We start from the raw sequence: 13,711 nt of genomic DNA, 5'->3' as shown, positions 1-13,711 counted from the left end.
GATCAACTCAAACTGGCTTTCGCTGTCCTCGACCCGAAGTTGATTTGTAAACAAACCTCACACCGATAGGCCACCAGGCCCCACGGATGTCACTTGAGACAACCTGGCGTTTCCTTGCCCGGAGCGCTCCTTATGCCATGCTGGCCATCTTGCAGATCGCCCTGAAAGTTCCGGTGCCCCCCCCTTCCGTATTTGTGAAAGACAAACTTGGGCTCAACCGGAGAACACCAGTTCAATCTCCGTGAAAGAGTATTGCGCGGACGAGTACCGGTATCTGAAAACGTCAAAAGCCTCGGACGAGCTTGTGATGAACAGGGGCTTCAGTGCCTTTGTCGAGCTGAACTATGCGATCGACACAAGCCGCGAGGACGGTGTGTCGTCCGCACAAGCCGAGGCCCTGCAGGCGCCCCCTGCTACGGCGACGGCCTTCTTCTCAACGGATAAACCCTGGCGGCCGTCTTGAATTTTCAGCCGTCCGAAACCGACGGAGCGTTCGCCTTCACCGTTGAAAAGAAGTTCCGGTGTTCAAGCGGGCAGGAAGAAAGGGCCTGAATTATCCCGGTTTTGCGGCGGCAAGCGCATAAAGGCTTTCTGCTGCGATTGGACTTTGGGAGAACGGAAGACCTGCGTTCAGTCGTCGCCGAACATGTAGCGAGGCCGCTGGTGTTGTTTCACTGGCAGACGAAGCGGACCTAGGACGATTGGACTTTGGCAGTCAGTATCTTGAGACTTGCGGTTCCGAAACCGATGGCAAAGGCACCTTCAAATCCGCGCCGCAGCTTGAGGTAAAATCTTGTCATCACCTTTGAGGAAAAAAGCAGTGCATAGCCATGAAACACAATAAAGCTCTGCAACCCGACAGCACCAATGACCAACGCAAGGTTCGCCACGTCTGTTCCGGGTGGCAAGCCAAGCGAGAACAACGATCCAAAAAACAGAATTGCTTTCGGATTCGTCAGGTGAAGCGCCAGCCCCTTTGCGTACAGAGAGCGTTTCCCACCCGAGAAAGATCGGGTCGCCAGGTCCTTGCTGGAAAATGCGGAGCGCGCGGCTTTGTAAGCGAGATACATGAGGTATGCCGCTCCAAAGTAACGGATCAGTTCAAAGATCCATGCATTGGCGAGCATTATACCTCCAAGGCCAAGAGCTGCGGCAACCGACCACATCAGGGAACCGGTGGTAATACCAGAGGCAAGAGCAAGACCGGATGACCGTCCGGAAGCCATAGACGTTCCCGCAAGAGCCAGCGTTGCAGGTCCAGGGCTGATCGAGGCGACAAGCGCGGCCAGAAGTATCAGGGGAAGGTTTATGTCTATGGGCATCGGTCGACCTCGCAGAAATATTCTGCGCAGCTTTCAGCAATAATGGAAGGATGTCAATTTGTGGGTCACCCGAGACAATCGGTCTTAACGCTTGCAATGTCAGGTGCTTACCGGGAAAGCGCACCTTGAACGGCAGGCTGGTGGTGTGTTTCACGCACCGCAAAGAAGCTATCCGAGTGCACTACGATTCCTCGGGTTCCAAGAAGGGGTCAGCGTGCGGAGACCGGAAGGCTCTGACAAAGGTCATTCCGGTTTGAGAGCCGCTGGCGTTTGAGCACTCCACCTGCAGGAAGCCCTGCGGGAGAAACGAGGACTGGGGATACTCGCGAGGCAGGTTGACATCCGCGGACCGTCCGGATGTCACACGAACGATATACCTATCCGCTTGGTTCTGAGGTCTTCCGGCTTGAAGCGACCGCCCACTCTTGCCCAACCGGCGGAACCGAATCGAGCCAAACCCCTGTATAAGCGACCATCGGTAAAACGGGAAATCGTACCCCGCTGCGGCGTTGCAACCAATATTTTACATTCGCTTAAAAATTGCGCGCATTAATTTAGAGGGGCAAAATAAGGCACAGCTTCAGAGTGTCCATCTGAATTCCATTTGAATTCAATTGATTAGGTTTAGCCTAAAGCTCGCCTTCGGATCAGCATTAAACCTCACTGCAAATTCTGACAGGGTTGCGTATATTCAGATGTGCAGCTTCATTCCAATTGATAATTGACAGGGTTCTTTCCTGCGCAGGCTTTTCCGGCCAATTGCCGAAAAGGGCTTACCCGCAAGAGGTTACGGGCAATGCCAAACGATTAGCCTGCGAAAGAATGCAGAAGATTCCCCGCGCTCAAGACGGGGATCTCCGGGACAGCGATGCATAAAGCCCCATCGATCGACCGTCCCGTAAATGCTCCGCTGCAAGACCGCAGTGGAGCATTTTTTTGTCTGCGGCCGTCCCCGCCGGTGTGCCCGGATTAAGGGATGCACCTCACGCCAATGCCGTAACGGCAGAAAGCCAGCTGCTGTCCGTAGTCTTTTAAATACGGCATAGTAGGTAATTTTTACGAAGTGGAATCAATCACTTCAAGGTGAAAGACCTTGAAATATGAACGCAGCGCCACATTTATTAACAGAAAGTAAATGAAAAAACCCGAATTTGTGATGTGTATTACACCTATTAACCAGAATGTGGTGCGACAATGGCGAAATCGTGACTGCGCAGAGGGGCGCTTCATCACAATCGCAGGAATTCCGGTAAAGAGTTCTATCAAGAACCGAACCATCGAGCCCCTCGCGCGTTAAGAGAGTTGTATCAGCCTTGGGAGGCGTACATGCAACGGAATAGAAAAGCAGGAACACTTGCGCTTGGCCTCATGCTCGCATTCATGACAGGCGCAATGGCAGCCGAGCCGCTGCCGCAAGAAACGATTACGCTGCCGGAAGACCGCCTGGCCGTGACGGTCGCATCCGCGTCTGTCGACCAGTCCGATCCGCTCGAAAGCGAACTGACCATCTGGGTCGGCGAAATCGAGCTGGACGGGCGCAAGACGGTCTGGGTCGAGTTGATCGATTCCTACGGGGAAGTCATCTACGATTCCGAGGTCAGCACCAACGAAACCCATCTGCTGCCGGATGGTCGGGCCGTTGTCGTCAAGGCAATGGACACAGAGACCGTTGTCGCCGGCAAGGATGACTCGCGGTTGCCAACCGAGGGGACCCTGATGGTTACGCGGCGCGTGGTCAACGATGGCAGCGACGCCACGACTGTGGAACTGATCGAAACCAACGAGGAACCGGTCAAGCGCGGCCCAATGCTGCAGGTTGCGGATTTCGGTCAATCTGTCTGGAATCAGATCGTGGCGTTCTTCGCCGCCGCGAGTTCCCGGGTCCAGGTCGCATGGAATTGGCTGGTCGATACCCTGCAGGCCTGACACTTTCGAAATTGGCCTACCTGACGCACTAAAACGTGCTAAGGCGAGAATTGACGGCAGGTCCGGTGAAAGGACCTGTCTCCGTCCTACGGCTTCAGGCGGTCGCCTGCTTTCGGCGGCAAGTCAATGCGCTGCGCGGTCCGCCTGTTTTTACAGAGCTTTCGCTAAATTTCACAATCCGCATGATCCGACGCGTGGTCCCTTCCGTAAGCAACTAGGATCACAAGGAAACTTTCCGCTTCGGATCATTTCATTGCAGCCGGGGCGGGCTGAGCGAAGGACAGAACATGCGGATTGCCGTCATCGGCTCCGGAATTTCCGGTAACAGCGCAGCTTGGGCATTAAGCGACAGTCACGACGTCACACTTTACGAAAAACGGACGAGACCCGGCGGACACAGCGCAACGGCCGAAATCGATTACGACGGGACGAAGGTCTGTGTCGATACGGGGTTCATCGTTTACAACGAGCGCAATTACCCTGCCTTCACCGCACTGCTCGACCACCTTGGCGTCGCAAGCAAACCAAGCGACATGAGCTTCGCCGTTTCAGCGGACAACGGCAAGCTGGAATGGTCGGGCCATTCCCTGAACACGGTGTTCGCGCAAAGAAGAAACCTTCTCTCTCCGCGGTTTCTGCGCATGCTGCAAGATATTTTCCGTTTCAACAAACAGGCCGTTCTCGACCTGCGATCGGGAGACCTCTCCGGTCAGACGCTTGGAAACTATCTCGACAAGGAGCGCTACTCGAGCGGTTTCGTAAACGATTATCTGTTGGCCATGGGGGCGGCCATCTGGTCCACGCCCATCGGCGAAATGCGCGACTACCCCGCGGAGAGTTTCGTCGCGTTTTTTGAAAACCACCGCCTTTTGTCTTTCGACAAGCAGCAGTGGCGAACGATTTCAGGCGGAAGCCGTTCTTATGTCGAGCGGCTGATTGCGCCGCTGCATGGCAAAATGCGCCTGGGCCGGGCGGTTGTGGAGATCACACGCAAGAACGGCAAAGTCCACGTCACGGATTGCTCAGGGCACAAGGATGTCTTTGACCAGGTTGTCCTCGCAAGCCATACGGATCAGAGCCTGGCCATGCTGGGCGACCCAAGCGAGCGGGAGCGCGACATCCTGAGCGCGATCCGATACCGGCCAAACGAAGTCTATCTCCACCGGGACGAAGCGCTCATGCCCCGGCACAAATCCGTATGGGCCTCCTGGAACTACATGTCCGACAGGAACGCGGGCGAGACCCGCGACGTCACCGTCAGCTACTGGATGAACCGGCTCCAGGACATTGACAGGGAAAAACCGGTATTCGTCACGCTCAATCCGTTCGAACCTCCGCGCGAGGACAGGACCTTTGCGAAATACGTTTACGACCATCCGCAGTTCGATGCGTCCGCCCTGGCCGCGAAAAAACGCCTGAACGACATTCAGGGCGTCAACGGGATTTGGTATTGTGGCGCCTGGCAGGGCAACGGGTTTCACGAGGACGGACTGGTTTCCGGTCTTGCGGTTGCAAAGGCGCTCGGAGCCAATGTGCCTTGGGAAAATGAGCCGCCGGCGCAGGCGTTCCTGGATGCCGCGGAATGAAGCAGAAAAAACATAGCAATCGGCTGAGCGACAATGGCGAGCCTCCGCGCAGCGCCGCATCCCTTTATTCCGGCTCCGTGATGCATCAGCGGATGAAGCCGAAAAGCCACCGCTTTCAGTATCGGGTTTTTTCCCTGCTCCTGGACGTGGACCGGCTGCAGGAAGCGTCCAAAGCCAGCCGGTTTTTCTCCCTGAACCGGTTCAACCTGATGTCGTTTCACGAAAAGGACCACGGCAAAAGAGACGGATCCGGTTTACGCCGGTTCGTCGAGGACCTGCTCGCGCAAAAAGGGCACGCAGCACCGCACCGCATTCTCTTGCTCGCCTATCCGCGGCTGCTTGGCTACGGCTTCAATCCGCTCAGCGTTTACTACGCGTTCGATTCCGAGAACCGTCTGGATGCAATCGTCTACGAGGTTCGGAACACGTTCGGCGGCATTCACACCTATTGCCTTCCGATCGAACCTGCTCAGGTAGCCGACAGTGGCATCCGTCAGGAACAATCCAAGGAATTTTACGTCTCTCCCTTTATCGGCATGGAACAACGTTATTGTTTCCGCATGCTCCCTCCGGGGGAAAACGTCAGGGTACGCATTCTGGAAAAAGATGCCGACGGTCCAGTTCTGGCGGCAACTTTTTCGGGGACTCACAAGACTTTCTCGACGGCAACGATCCTGGCGGAATGTCTTCGTGTCCCCCTCCTGAGTTTCAAGGTCATTGCCGCGATCCATTGGCAAGCCTTTAAAATCTGGCGAAAGCGTGTACCATTTCACCGTCGACCCGAGCCGGGGATGCCGGGTATGGAAGCCGACCCGTCGCACCATCCGGTGTCAACGACCCCTAATTATTGACATTTCAAGAGGTTCTTCCATGAGTGAGCCTATTGTTCTGACAAAAGAAAATCTTCGCTCCGAACTCAAAGGTATGCCCCGGCTCGCGAAAATGGCCGCCGGGCTCGCAATCTCGATCCAGTTCGGAACGCTGAAGATCGAATTTCCTGACGGCCGGGCTTTTGTCATTCAGGGACAGCAGGACGGCCCCTATGGCGTCCTTGTCATTCACGACTGGCGTTTTTTCAAGATGGTGGTCCAGTCCGGTGATGTCGGCGTCGGCGAAGCATTCATTTCGGGATATTGGTCTTCTCCCGATGTAACGACGTTCCTGGAACTCTTTTGCATCAACCAGGAATCGACACTGCGGGCCATTCAGGGAAGTCCAGTCGCGCGTGTTCTGATGTCCATCCGCCACTGGCTCAACAGCAACACGAAACGCGGTTCGAAACGGAATATTTCCGCCCATTACGACCTTGGGAACGCGTTTTACGACAAGTGGCTCGACCCGTCGATGACCTATTCCTCGGCGATCTACAGCAATGAAACCAACGATCTGGAGCAGGCCCAAGCAGCGAAATACGCTTCTCTGGTCCGCGAGACAGATATCGGACCGGACCACACGGTTCTCGAGATCGGCTGCGGCTGGGGCGGTTTCGCTGAGTACGTTTCCAAGACGGTGGGTGCACATGTCCGGGCGCTGACCATATCGCAGGAACAGTTCGACTATGCCCGCGAAAGGATCTTCAGGGCCGGCCTGAACGAAAAGGTAGACGTCGTCTTTCAGGATTATCGCGACGAAAAAGGTGTCTATGACCGGATCGCGTCCATCGAGATGTTCGAAGCCGTCGGCGAGAAATACTGGTCGACCTATTTCAGCCAGCTTGCGAATTGCCTGAAGCCCGGCGGCAAGGCCGGTCTGCAGATCATCACGATCCAGGACAAGATGTTTGAGGATTACAAACGCGGGACCGACTTTATTCAGCGTCATGTCTTCCCGGGTGGAATGCTGCCGCCGCCTGGCCGGCTTGTCGATATCGGTAAGTCCCTCGGACTCGATCTGGCCAACCAGACAATATTCGGGCAGGACTATGCCAGAACCCTTTCCGAATGGCGTCAGCGGTTCGGACAGGCCTGGCCGCAGATCCGCCCGCTCGGTTTCGACGACCGCTTCAAACGGCTTTGGGAATTCTATCTTCACTATTGCGAAGCCGGTTTCCGCTCCGGCAACATCGACGTCCGCCAGATGGTCTATGTGAAGACCGAGTGAGGGAGACGGCCGGGTCTGTCGCCAGGCGCCACTGATCAGCCGGCGCTCTTCTTGTCCCAGCCGGTCGAGCGTGCGACGAGACGGAAATACAGGCGGTCGGGCAGAAGCCGAAGAAGCTTGAGTTGCCGGACAAAGGCCCGGGGAAACGCGATTTCGAAGGTGCCCGGTCGATCGAGCCCTTTGACGATTTGCGCGGCCGCATCCTCAACCGAAATCAGATGTGGCATATCAAAGGGATTCGACCGGGTCGCCGGCGTGTCGACAAAGCCAGGATTGACAACCTGAAGCGTTATTCCTGCACGGTCGAGATCGAACTTCATGGATTCGGCAAGGTTGATGAGCCCGGCCTTTGTGGCGCCATAGGCGGCGGAAGTCGGCAACCCTCGATATCCGGCCACGGAAGACACCACAGCAACCTGTCCCCTACCCCGCGCCTTCATGACCTCGACCGTCGGCAGAAGAGCGTTGACGGTTCCCATCAGGTTCACGTCGATGCTCGTGCGAAATGCCTCCGGGTCGGCGTTCAAACCATCCTGGGGAAGATAGATACCGGCGTTGGCGACCAGAAGAGCCAGAGGCCCGAGTTCCGCTTCAATCGCCCGGCAGATCGACCTCATATGCGCGGTGTCCGTCACATCTCCTGCAAACGCACGGATCCGCCCCCTCAAGGCGCCCGATTCCTGTTCCAGGTCCAGAAGCGCCGACTGAGAACGGGCGGTCGCGGCGATCTGCCATCCCATGTCCGCTAGCTTGAGTGCGACGGCCCGGCCAATGCCGGAACTTGCGCCGGTAATCCAGACGCTACCTTCTTCCGGCCGGGCGCGATAGTTTTTCCGGGACACATGAATCTCCTTCTGCGTTCGATCTGAATACGCAAAACGAAACCGGGCGGATCGATTTTCCGCGTGTCATTTCAGAGATTTGTGCGAGCCGTCGAGTGTGCCGAAAAGGCCTGGTTCACCTCAGCGCATGAAGGGGGCGAACCAGCGCCCGACCGGGCCGGTAAGCTGCAGCCTGCCTGCGGTGACGGCAAAGCAGATGCAATCCTCGTCCTCGTCGGCAATCGGCTTATGGTCGACATCACCATCCGCGAAGGCCACATCGCCGGCCACATAGTGACCGTCTTCGTCCTTGAAGCCGCCCTGCAAAACCAGCGTCAGTTCCGTTCCGTGGTGGGTATGGGACGGCATGGCGCGTCCGGCGCGAACCCACAAAAGACTGCTGACGCATCCGTCGATCTCGCCGAACTTGCATTCCCTCACCCCGGGCAACAGCGTTTTCCACGGAAGGGATTGCATCGACTGACCGACAATCGAACGCAGGGACTGAGGAACGGGCCCGGCCTCTTCGGCTCCGCCGTCCGGCTCCGGCCCGTTTTCGTTCAAGGGCATGTCGCCACTGGCGAAAACGGACGCCAGAAGGGCCTCGCGGTCGGCGAGAGCAACAGGCTCGACCTGGTCCAGTGCGACTGCCGCAAGGGTTTCCAGTGACGAAACATAGGCCCTGTTGCGATCGCTCAGTTCCAAATGCGCACCGACCAGCGCCTGTGCCGGATAGGTCAAGGATCCGGCGGCATATCCCGCCAGAAGCTCATCCATTCCAGTCACGTTTTTTTCCATTCGCGCTCTCATTAATCTCCAAAGCCTGATTTATCCCGACACTGATACGCAAGACAACAGGCACCGGATCAACTCATACACCATTCTCTCAAAACCGGTAACCCGATCGGGACCACCGGCCGCAGAACTGCTTACCCGCTAGCTGTGATATGGCAGAAAAACATTCGCCGGAAAGAGGATCGATTGAAACGTTCGGTTCTGGCAATACGGCCTCGAAACCTTACATTCCAGCCTTGATCACATGAACACGGACGATTAGCGTCCTTATCCCAACAGGTTCCAATCGGCCGGTCAAAACAGAACGGCCTGATCAGCCAGGAATTTACAAATGTCGGTGTCCGAATCCGTAGTCGATGCAATCGGCAACACTCCTCTCATCCGCCTGAAAGCATTGTCGGAGGAAACAGGCTGCGAAATCCTCGGCAAGGCCGAATTCATGAATCCGGGACAATCCGTCAAGGACCGGCCTGCCCGCCAGATGATTCTGGAAGCCGAAGCACGTGGTGATCTGAAACCCGGCGGGGTGATCGTCGAAGGTACGGCCGGGAATACGGGCATCGGCCTGGCTCTGGTCGCGGGTGCGCGCGGATACCGGACCGTGATCGTCATTCCCGAAACGCAAAGCCAGGAAAAAAAGGACATGCTGCGCCTGTGCGGCGCCGAACTGGTCGAAGTTCCGGCGAAGCCCTTCAAGGATCCCAACAACTACCAGCATGTCGCCCGCCGGCTGGCCGAGGAGATGTCCAAAACCGAGCCCAACGGCGTCATCTTCGCCGACCAGTGGAACAATCTGGACAATCCCAAGGCTCATTACCTGACGACCGGACCGGAGATCCTGGAACAGACCGGCGGCAAGGTGGACGGGTTCATTTGCGCGGTCGGCTCGGGGGGGACCCTGGCCGGCGTGTCGCGATATCTGCAGGAGAACAAACCGGGTATCAAGATCGGCTGCGCCGATCCCGAAGGTGCGGCCATGCAGTCCCTGTTCTCCAGGGGGGAAGCGGTCGCTTCGGACGGCTCATCGATTTCCGAAGGCATTGGTCTTGGCCGCAACACACCGATCGTCAAGGATGTGAAAGCCGATTTCGCCTACACGATACCGGATGCGGAAGCGATGCCGCTCGTGTTTTCGCTGGCGGAAAACGAAGGCCTTCTCCTGGGGGGCTCGACCGCCATCAATCTGGCCGGCGCCCGGCGCCTTGCCAAGGAAATCGGGCCGGGAAAGACCATCGTCACCATTCTTTGCGACCACGGCACCCGATATCAGTCGAAACTCTACAACCCGGATTTCCTGCGGTCGAAAAACCTGCCGGTGCCCGGCTGGCTGGAACGAAGTGTGGCCATCCGCGCGCCGTTCGTCTCGTAGCCACATATCCAGCTGGCATGTGATGGGACTGACAGATCCAACCTTCGCTCAAGACGGCTCCGGCGCTGAAGCAGTCGTCCAGGACGCGGTCACCGATTTCGACCTTCTGGAAATACTTCTGGACAACCTCGGCTTGGTCGCCGCTTTCGTTGCGATTGTCTATGTCACCGCCATCGTTTGCGCGGTGCGGGAAATCATGAACTCCCGCACCGCGCAAGGATCGATCGCCTGGCTCCTGTCGCTCTTCTTTCTGCCTTTTCTGACGGTTCCGCTTTACTTCGTATTCGGCTGGCGGTCGTTTTCCGACTACGCGAATATCCAAGCCACGCTTGGGCGGTCGGAGAGAGCCAGGCGAGCCGACGAACTCGGCCTGACGGATCACGACGAGACCCGGGAATGGCCTGTTCTGTCGCGGGTCGCGGGCGTTCCGTTCCTCGCCGGCAACAAGACCGACCTGCTTATCGACGGCGACGCCACCTTTGCGGCCATCAAGGAGGCCATTGCTCAGGCTAAAGAGGTCATCTTTTTCCAGTTTTTCGCCATTCACGACGACGAACTCGGCAGAGAAATGGCCGAGGCGCTGGTCCAGAAGGCAAAGCAGGGCGTCAGAGTCTGTTTTCTTTACGACGATGTCGGCAGCCACGCCCTGTCCCGCAGCTTTCTCGGCCGACTCAAGGATGCCGGCATCGAGGTTTGCGGCTTCAACGAAAATCACCGGTTCCTGCGTCTGCTCGGTCCGATGAGGCTCAACTACCGCAACCACCGCAAACTGGTTGTGACCGACTACAGACAGGCCTTTGTCGGCGGTCACAACGTTGCCGACCAATATGTTGGCAGGGACAAATGGTTCGGGCACTGGCGGGACACCCATGTGCGGGTCGAGGGACCGGCGGCTATTGCCTGTGCGCTTTCCTTTGTCGAGGATTGGCTTTGGGCCAGCGGCAAGCGGATCGATCTGCCCCAGGTCGGCGACGTCCCGATGCCTGGCGACGAACCGGTCCTGGTCATGCCGACCGGTCCGGCCGACAAGCTTGAAGAATGCGCCATCGCCTTTGTCGAGGCGGCGGCAAAAGCGAAACAGCGCCTTTGGATCGCAACGCCTTACCTTGTGCCCTCCCTCGACGTTCAAACGGCCCTTTGCGCCGCGGCCATGCGCGGGATCGATGTGCGCATCCTGCTGCCGGAAAAACGGGACCACTGGACGGTCTGGCTCGCCAGTCACGCCTATGAAGAAATGCTTATCCAGCGAGGCGTGAAGGTTTACCGTTATACGGACGGCTTCATGCATCAGAAAGTGACCTTGCTGGACAACGATCTCGCGTCGGTCGGAACCGTGAATTTCGACAACAGGTCGTTTCAAATCAATTTCGAAATGACCCTCTGGTTCACCCATCCCCGAACGATCCAATCGGTGGAAGACATGCTGGAAACCGACTTTCAAAACGCACGGCTCACCTGGCCGGACGCGTTTCAATCGCGCAGTTACCTGTTTCAGGTGCTCGCTCAAGGCGCCAGACTTCTGTCTCCCATTCTTTGACCTGTATGCTCTTGAATTGACAAGGAGCGGTTTCCCGGTGTTTTCCTAAAGCCCGTCCTCCCCTTGCTCCGGCAGGCAGGATATCTTACCAGAATGTTTTCGCAGGGCGGCAGAGGCGGCAATGCGCAAGCGGAGAAGCTTTTCTTTCATTCAACCCGCAGTCCGAGACGGAGACGCTTGACCATGACGACCCCCTTGTTCCGGCACGACGCCTATCTCCGGACTTGCGAAGCGGAGGTGACTGCGGTCAACGACCGGGGCGGCATCGTGCTGGATCGCACGGTGTTTTATGCGACCGGCGGAGGCCAGCCAGGAGACAGCGGCTACCTCGAGCTGGAAAACGGCGAGAAGATCGAGATCGCCACGAGTGTTTACGGCGAGGATAGAATGTCCATTGTCCATGTCCCGGCGGAGGGACAGGACCTGCCCCAGCCCGGTTGGAAGGTGGCGGCCCATGTCGACTGGGCGCGACGCTACCGGCACATGCGCGTGCACACCGCCTTGCACCTTTTGTCGGTTGCCCTGCCTTATCCCGTCACCGGCGGTCAGATCGGCAATCCCGAAGGCCGTCTTGATTTCGACATGGGCGAAGACACCATCGACAAGGACGGTTTGATTTCAAAACTCGAAGCATTGGTGGACGGCGACCACGAAGTATCGACGGAATGGATCACGGACGAAGAGCTCGATGCCAGTCCGGGCCTTGTCAAAACCATGTCGGTCAAGCCGCCACGCGGCTCCGGCCGCGTTCGCCTGGTTCGGATCGGCGGCGAGGTCGATTTGCAGCCATGCGGGGGAACCCATGTCAGTCGAACTTCCGAGATCGGGCGGCTGGAACTCGGCAAGATCGAGAAGAAAGGCAAGCAGAACAGGCGTGTCCGGATCCGGCTCAACGACTGAGTTTGCACATGAGAGGGAAGACATGAAACTTCAGGGCAGCTGTCACTGTAAGGCGGTCTCGTTCGAGGTGGAGAGCCGGACGCCCTACCCCTATATGCGCTGCTATTGCACCGTTTGCAGGAAAACCGGCGGCTGCGCGGGATACGCCATCAACCTTATGGCCGAGAGCAGCACGTTAAGTTTGCAGGGTGCGGACGCCAAGGCCGTCTATCACGCTGTCATCGACGGCGAGACAAGCCCGGCGGAACGGCATTTCTGCCGCCGCTGCGGCAGCCATCTCTGGCTTTGGGATCCGCGCTGGCCTGAACTTCTTCATCCCCATGCCGGCGCTATCGATACCCCCTTGCCAACACCACCGGAGGTCGTCCATATCATGCTTGAATTCAAGCCTGACTGGATCGACGTGCCGGATGGGCCGGGACACGTTCATTTTCAGCGGTACCCCGAGCTGTCCATTGAGGATTGGCACAAGTCCAAAGGCCTGTACGAAGCTTAAGGAGCTCAAATGACCGACCAACCACTCGTCTCCACCCAATGGCTGGCCGATCGTCTGTCCTCCCCGGACCTTGTGGTCGTCAACGCCTGGATGCCTCCTGTCACGGAGCCGGAGGCACAACCGGTCTACCCGACGGCGCATATCCCCGGCGCGGTGTTTTTCGACATCAACGAAATCTGCGACAAGCAGTCCGATCTGCCGCACATGCTGCCGCAACCGCACGTCTTCTCCTCCGCGATGCGAAAGCTCGGGATCGGGGACGGCCAGACCCTGGTCGTGTACGACGATTTTGGCTTTTATTCCGCGCCGCGGGTCTGGTGGACCCTGAGATGCATGGGCGCCGAGCGCGTCTTTATCCTCGACGGCGGCCTGCCGAAATGGCAGGCCGAAGAACGGCCCGTCGAGGATACGGTTCCCCATCGTGTTCAAAGCCATTTCACCGCGCGACTGAACCACGGCGCTGTGGCTGACCTTGAAAACATCCGGCACTCAATTTCATCGGGGGCCCGTCAATTGCTCGATGCGAGATCCGCTGAACGGTTCGCCGGCGCCGCACCTGAGCCGCGGGCGGGCCTCAAGTCCGGACACATGCCGACCGCGCTCAATCTTCCCTTCACACAGTTGATCGGCACAGACGGCACCTTCCGCTCCAAGGCAGAGCTTGCCGAGATTTTTCAGGCAGCCGGCGTGGATTTCGAGAAACCCGTAACAACGACCTGCGGCTCGGGCGTGACCGCGGCGATACTCACTCTCGGCCTCACGATCCTCGGTGTGAGAGACCTAGCCCTTTACGACGGTTCCTGGGCGGAATGGGGTGGGCGCGAGGACACGAAGATCGCAACCACGCCTTCCTGACGGC

13 protein-coding genes are annotated in these 13,711 nt (G+C 57.8%); 10 read left to right on the top strand and 3 right to left on the bottom strand.

All coding sequences use genetic code 11. From position 1 onward, the window contains the following. Nucleotides 1–307 precede the first annotated feature (307 nt). Complete coding sequence (locus JF539_RS08785; RefSeq protein ID WP_207139914.1) at nucleotides 308–463, top strand: hypothetical protein; 156 nt, start codon at nucleotides 308–310, stop codon at nucleotides 461–463. Nucleotides 464–692: 229 nt separating this feature from the next. Here JF539_RS08785 and JF539_RS08780 read toward each other — a convergent pair whose 3' ends face one another. After that, complete coding sequence (locus JF539_RS08780) at nucleotides 693–1,322, bottom strand: LysE family translocator (protein WP_207139913.1); 630 nt, start codon at nucleotides 1,320–1,322, stop codon at nucleotides 693–695. 1,326 nt (nucleotides 1,323–2,648) lie between these two features. Here JF539_RS08780 and JF539_RS08775 point away from each other — a divergent pair. The 4 genes from JF539_RS08775 to JF539_RS08760 all read left to right on the top strand — a co-directional run bounded on the left by JF539_RS08775 (nucleotide 2,649) and on the right by JF539_RS08760 (nucleotide 6,934). Beyond that, nucleotides 2,649–3,248, top strand: coding sequence for a hypothetical protein (locus tag JF539_RS08775; protein WP_209017059.1), 600 nt, complete (start codon nucleotides 2,649–2,651; stop codon nucleotides 3,246–3,248). A gap of 287 nt (nucleotides 3,249–3,535) precedes the next feature. Beyond that, nucleotides 3,536–4,834 (top strand): NAD(P)/FAD-dependent oxidoreductase, encoded by a 1,299-nt coding sequence (locus JF539_RS08770; RefSeq protein ID WP_207139912.1) that lies wholly within the window; start codon nucleotides 3,536–3,538, stop codon nucleotides 4,832–4,834. Then, nucleotides 4,831–5,685 carry a DUF1365 domain-containing protein gene (locus tag JF539_RS08765; RefSeq protein ID WP_207139911.1) on the top strand — a complete coding sequence of 285 codons (855 nt, stop codon included), beginning with the start codon at nucleotides 4,831–4,833 and terminating at the stop codon, nucleotides 5,683–5,685. The genes JF539_RS08770 and JF539_RS08765 overlap by 4 nt, the downstream gene beginning before the upstream one ends. Before the next feature lie 19 nt (nucleotides 5,686–5,704). Next, nucleotides 5,705–6,934: an SAM-dependent methyltransferase gene (locus JF539_RS08760; RefSeq protein WP_207139910.1), complete on the top strand. Its 1,230-nt coding sequence runs from the start codon at nucleotides 5,705–5,707 to the stop codon at nucleotides 6,932–6,934. Nucleotides 6,935–6,969: 35 nt separating this feature from the next. Here JF539_RS08760 and JF539_RS08755 read toward each other — a convergent pair whose 3' ends face one another. Together JF539_RS08755 and JF539_RS08750 are read right to left on the bottom strand one after the other, a co-directional pair. After that, complete coding sequence (locus JF539_RS08755; RefSeq protein ID WP_207139909.1) at nucleotides 6,970–7,776, bottom strand: SDR family NAD(P)-dependent oxidoreductase; 807 nt, start codon at nucleotides 7,774–7,776, stop codon at nucleotides 6,970–6,972. 120 nt (nucleotides 7,777–7,896) lie between these two features. After that, nucleotides 7,897–8,553 carry a ChrR family anti-sigma-E factor gene (locus JF539_RS08750; RefSeq protein ID WP_207139908.1) on the bottom strand — a complete coding sequence of 219 codons (657 nt, stop codon included), beginning with the start codon at nucleotides 8,551–8,553 and terminating at the stop codon, nucleotides 7,897–7,899. A gap of 328 nt (nucleotides 8,554–8,881) precedes the next feature. Here JF539_RS08750 and JF539_RS08745 point away from each other — a divergent pair, with 328 nt between their 5' ends. The 5 genes from JF539_RS08745 to sseA all read left to right on the top strand — a co-directional run bounded on the left by JF539_RS08745 (nucleotide 8,882) and on the right by sseA (nucleotide 13,707). After that, on the top strand, nucleotides 8,882–9,919 hold the full coding sequence (locus tag JF539_RS08745) for a cysteine synthase A (protein ID WP_207139907.1): 1,038 nt from the start codon (nucleotides 8,882–8,884) through the stop codon (nucleotides 9,917–9,919). Nucleotides 9,920–9,941: 22 nt separating this feature from the next. Continuing rightward, nucleotides 9,942–11,456 (top strand): cardiolipin synthase, encoded by a 1,515-nt coding sequence (gene cls, locus JF539_RS08740; protein ID WP_207139906.1) that lies wholly within the window; start codon nucleotides 9,942–9,944, stop codon nucleotides 11,454–11,456. Between the two features lie 183 nt (nucleotides 11,457–11,639). Further along, nucleotides 11,640–12,356 carry an alanyl-tRNA editing protein gene (locus JF539_RS08735; protein ID WP_207139905.1) on the top strand — a complete coding sequence of 239 codons (717 nt, stop codon included), beginning with the start codon at nucleotides 11,640–11,642 and terminating at the stop codon, nucleotides 12,354–12,356. Nucleotides 12,357–12,378: 22 nt separating this feature from the next. Further along, nucleotides 12,379–12,852 carry a GFA family protein gene (locus JF539_RS08730; protein ID WP_207139904.1) on the top strand — a complete coding sequence of 158 codons (474 nt, stop codon included), beginning with the start codon at nucleotides 12,379–12,381 and terminating at the stop codon, nucleotides 12,850–12,852. A 9-nt stretch (nucleotides 12,853–12,861) separates the two neighbouring features. Further along, nucleotides 12,862–13,707, top strand: a complete 846-nt coding sequence (gene sseA / locus JF539_RS08725) for a 3-mercaptopyruvate sulfurtransferase (protein WP_207139903.1) — start codon at nucleotides 12,862–12,864, stop codon at nucleotides 13,705–13,707. Nucleotides 13,708–13,711: the final 4 nt, after the last annotated feature.

This window comes from Roseibium aggregatum (assembly GCF_017309185.1).
GTDB lineage: Bacteria > Pseudomonadota > Alphaproteobacteria > Rhizobiales > Stappiaceae > Roseibium > Roseibium aggregatum_B.
Note: the sequence above shows the minus strand (reverse complement) of the source record. Positions and strands in the feature narration are given on the sequence as shown.

Excerpts from the sequence above, each read along its gene's own strand:
- JF539_RS08785 (WP_207139914.1), top strand. The coding sequence starts at position 308 with ATGAACAGGGGCTTCAGTGCCTTTGTCGAGCTGAACTATGCGATCGAC.
- JF539_RS08780 (WP_207139913.1), bottom strand. The coding sequence starts at position 1,322 with ATGCCCATAGACATAAACCTTCCCCTGATACTTCTGGCCGCGCTTGTC.
- JF539_RS08775 (WP_209017059.1), top strand. The coding sequence starts at position 2,649 with ATGCAACGGAATAGAAAAGCAGGAACACTTGCGCTTGGCCTCATGCTC.
- JF539_RS08770 (WP_207139912.1), top strand. The coding sequence starts at position 3,536 with ATGCGGATTGCCGTCATCGGCTCCGGAATTTCCGGTAACAGCGCAGCT.
- JF539_RS08765 (WP_207139911.1), top strand. The coding sequence starts at position 4,831 with ATGAAGCAGAAAAAACATAGCAATCGGCTGAGCGACAATGGCGAGCCT.
- JF539_RS08760 (WP_207139910.1), top strand. The coding sequence starts at position 5,705 with ATGAGTGAGCCTATTGTTCTGACAAAAGAAAATCTTCGCTCCGAACTC.
- JF539_RS08750 (WP_207139908.1), bottom strand. The coding sequence starts at position 8,553 with ATGGAAAAAAACGTGACTGGAATGGATGAGCTTCTGGCGGGATATGCC.
- JF539_RS08745 (WP_207139907.1), top strand. The coding sequence starts at position 8,882 with ATGTCGGTGTCCGAATCCGTAGTCGATGCAATCGGCAACACTCCTCTC.
- cls (WP_207139906.1), top strand. The coding sequence starts at position 9,942 with ATGGGACTGACAGATCCAACCTTCGCTCAAGACGGCTCCGGCGCTGAA.
- JF539_RS08735 (WP_207139905.1), top strand. The coding sequence starts at position 11,640 with ATGACGACCCCCTTGTTCCGGCACGACGCCTATCTCCGGACTTGCGAA.
- JF539_RS08730 (WP_207139904.1), top strand. The coding sequence starts at position 12,379 with ATGAAACTTCAGGGCAGCTGTCACTGTAAGGCGGTCTCGTTCGAGGTG.
- sseA (WP_207139903.1), top strand. The coding sequence starts at position 12,862 with ATGACCGACCAACCACTCGTCTCCACCCAATGGCTGGCCGATCGTCTG.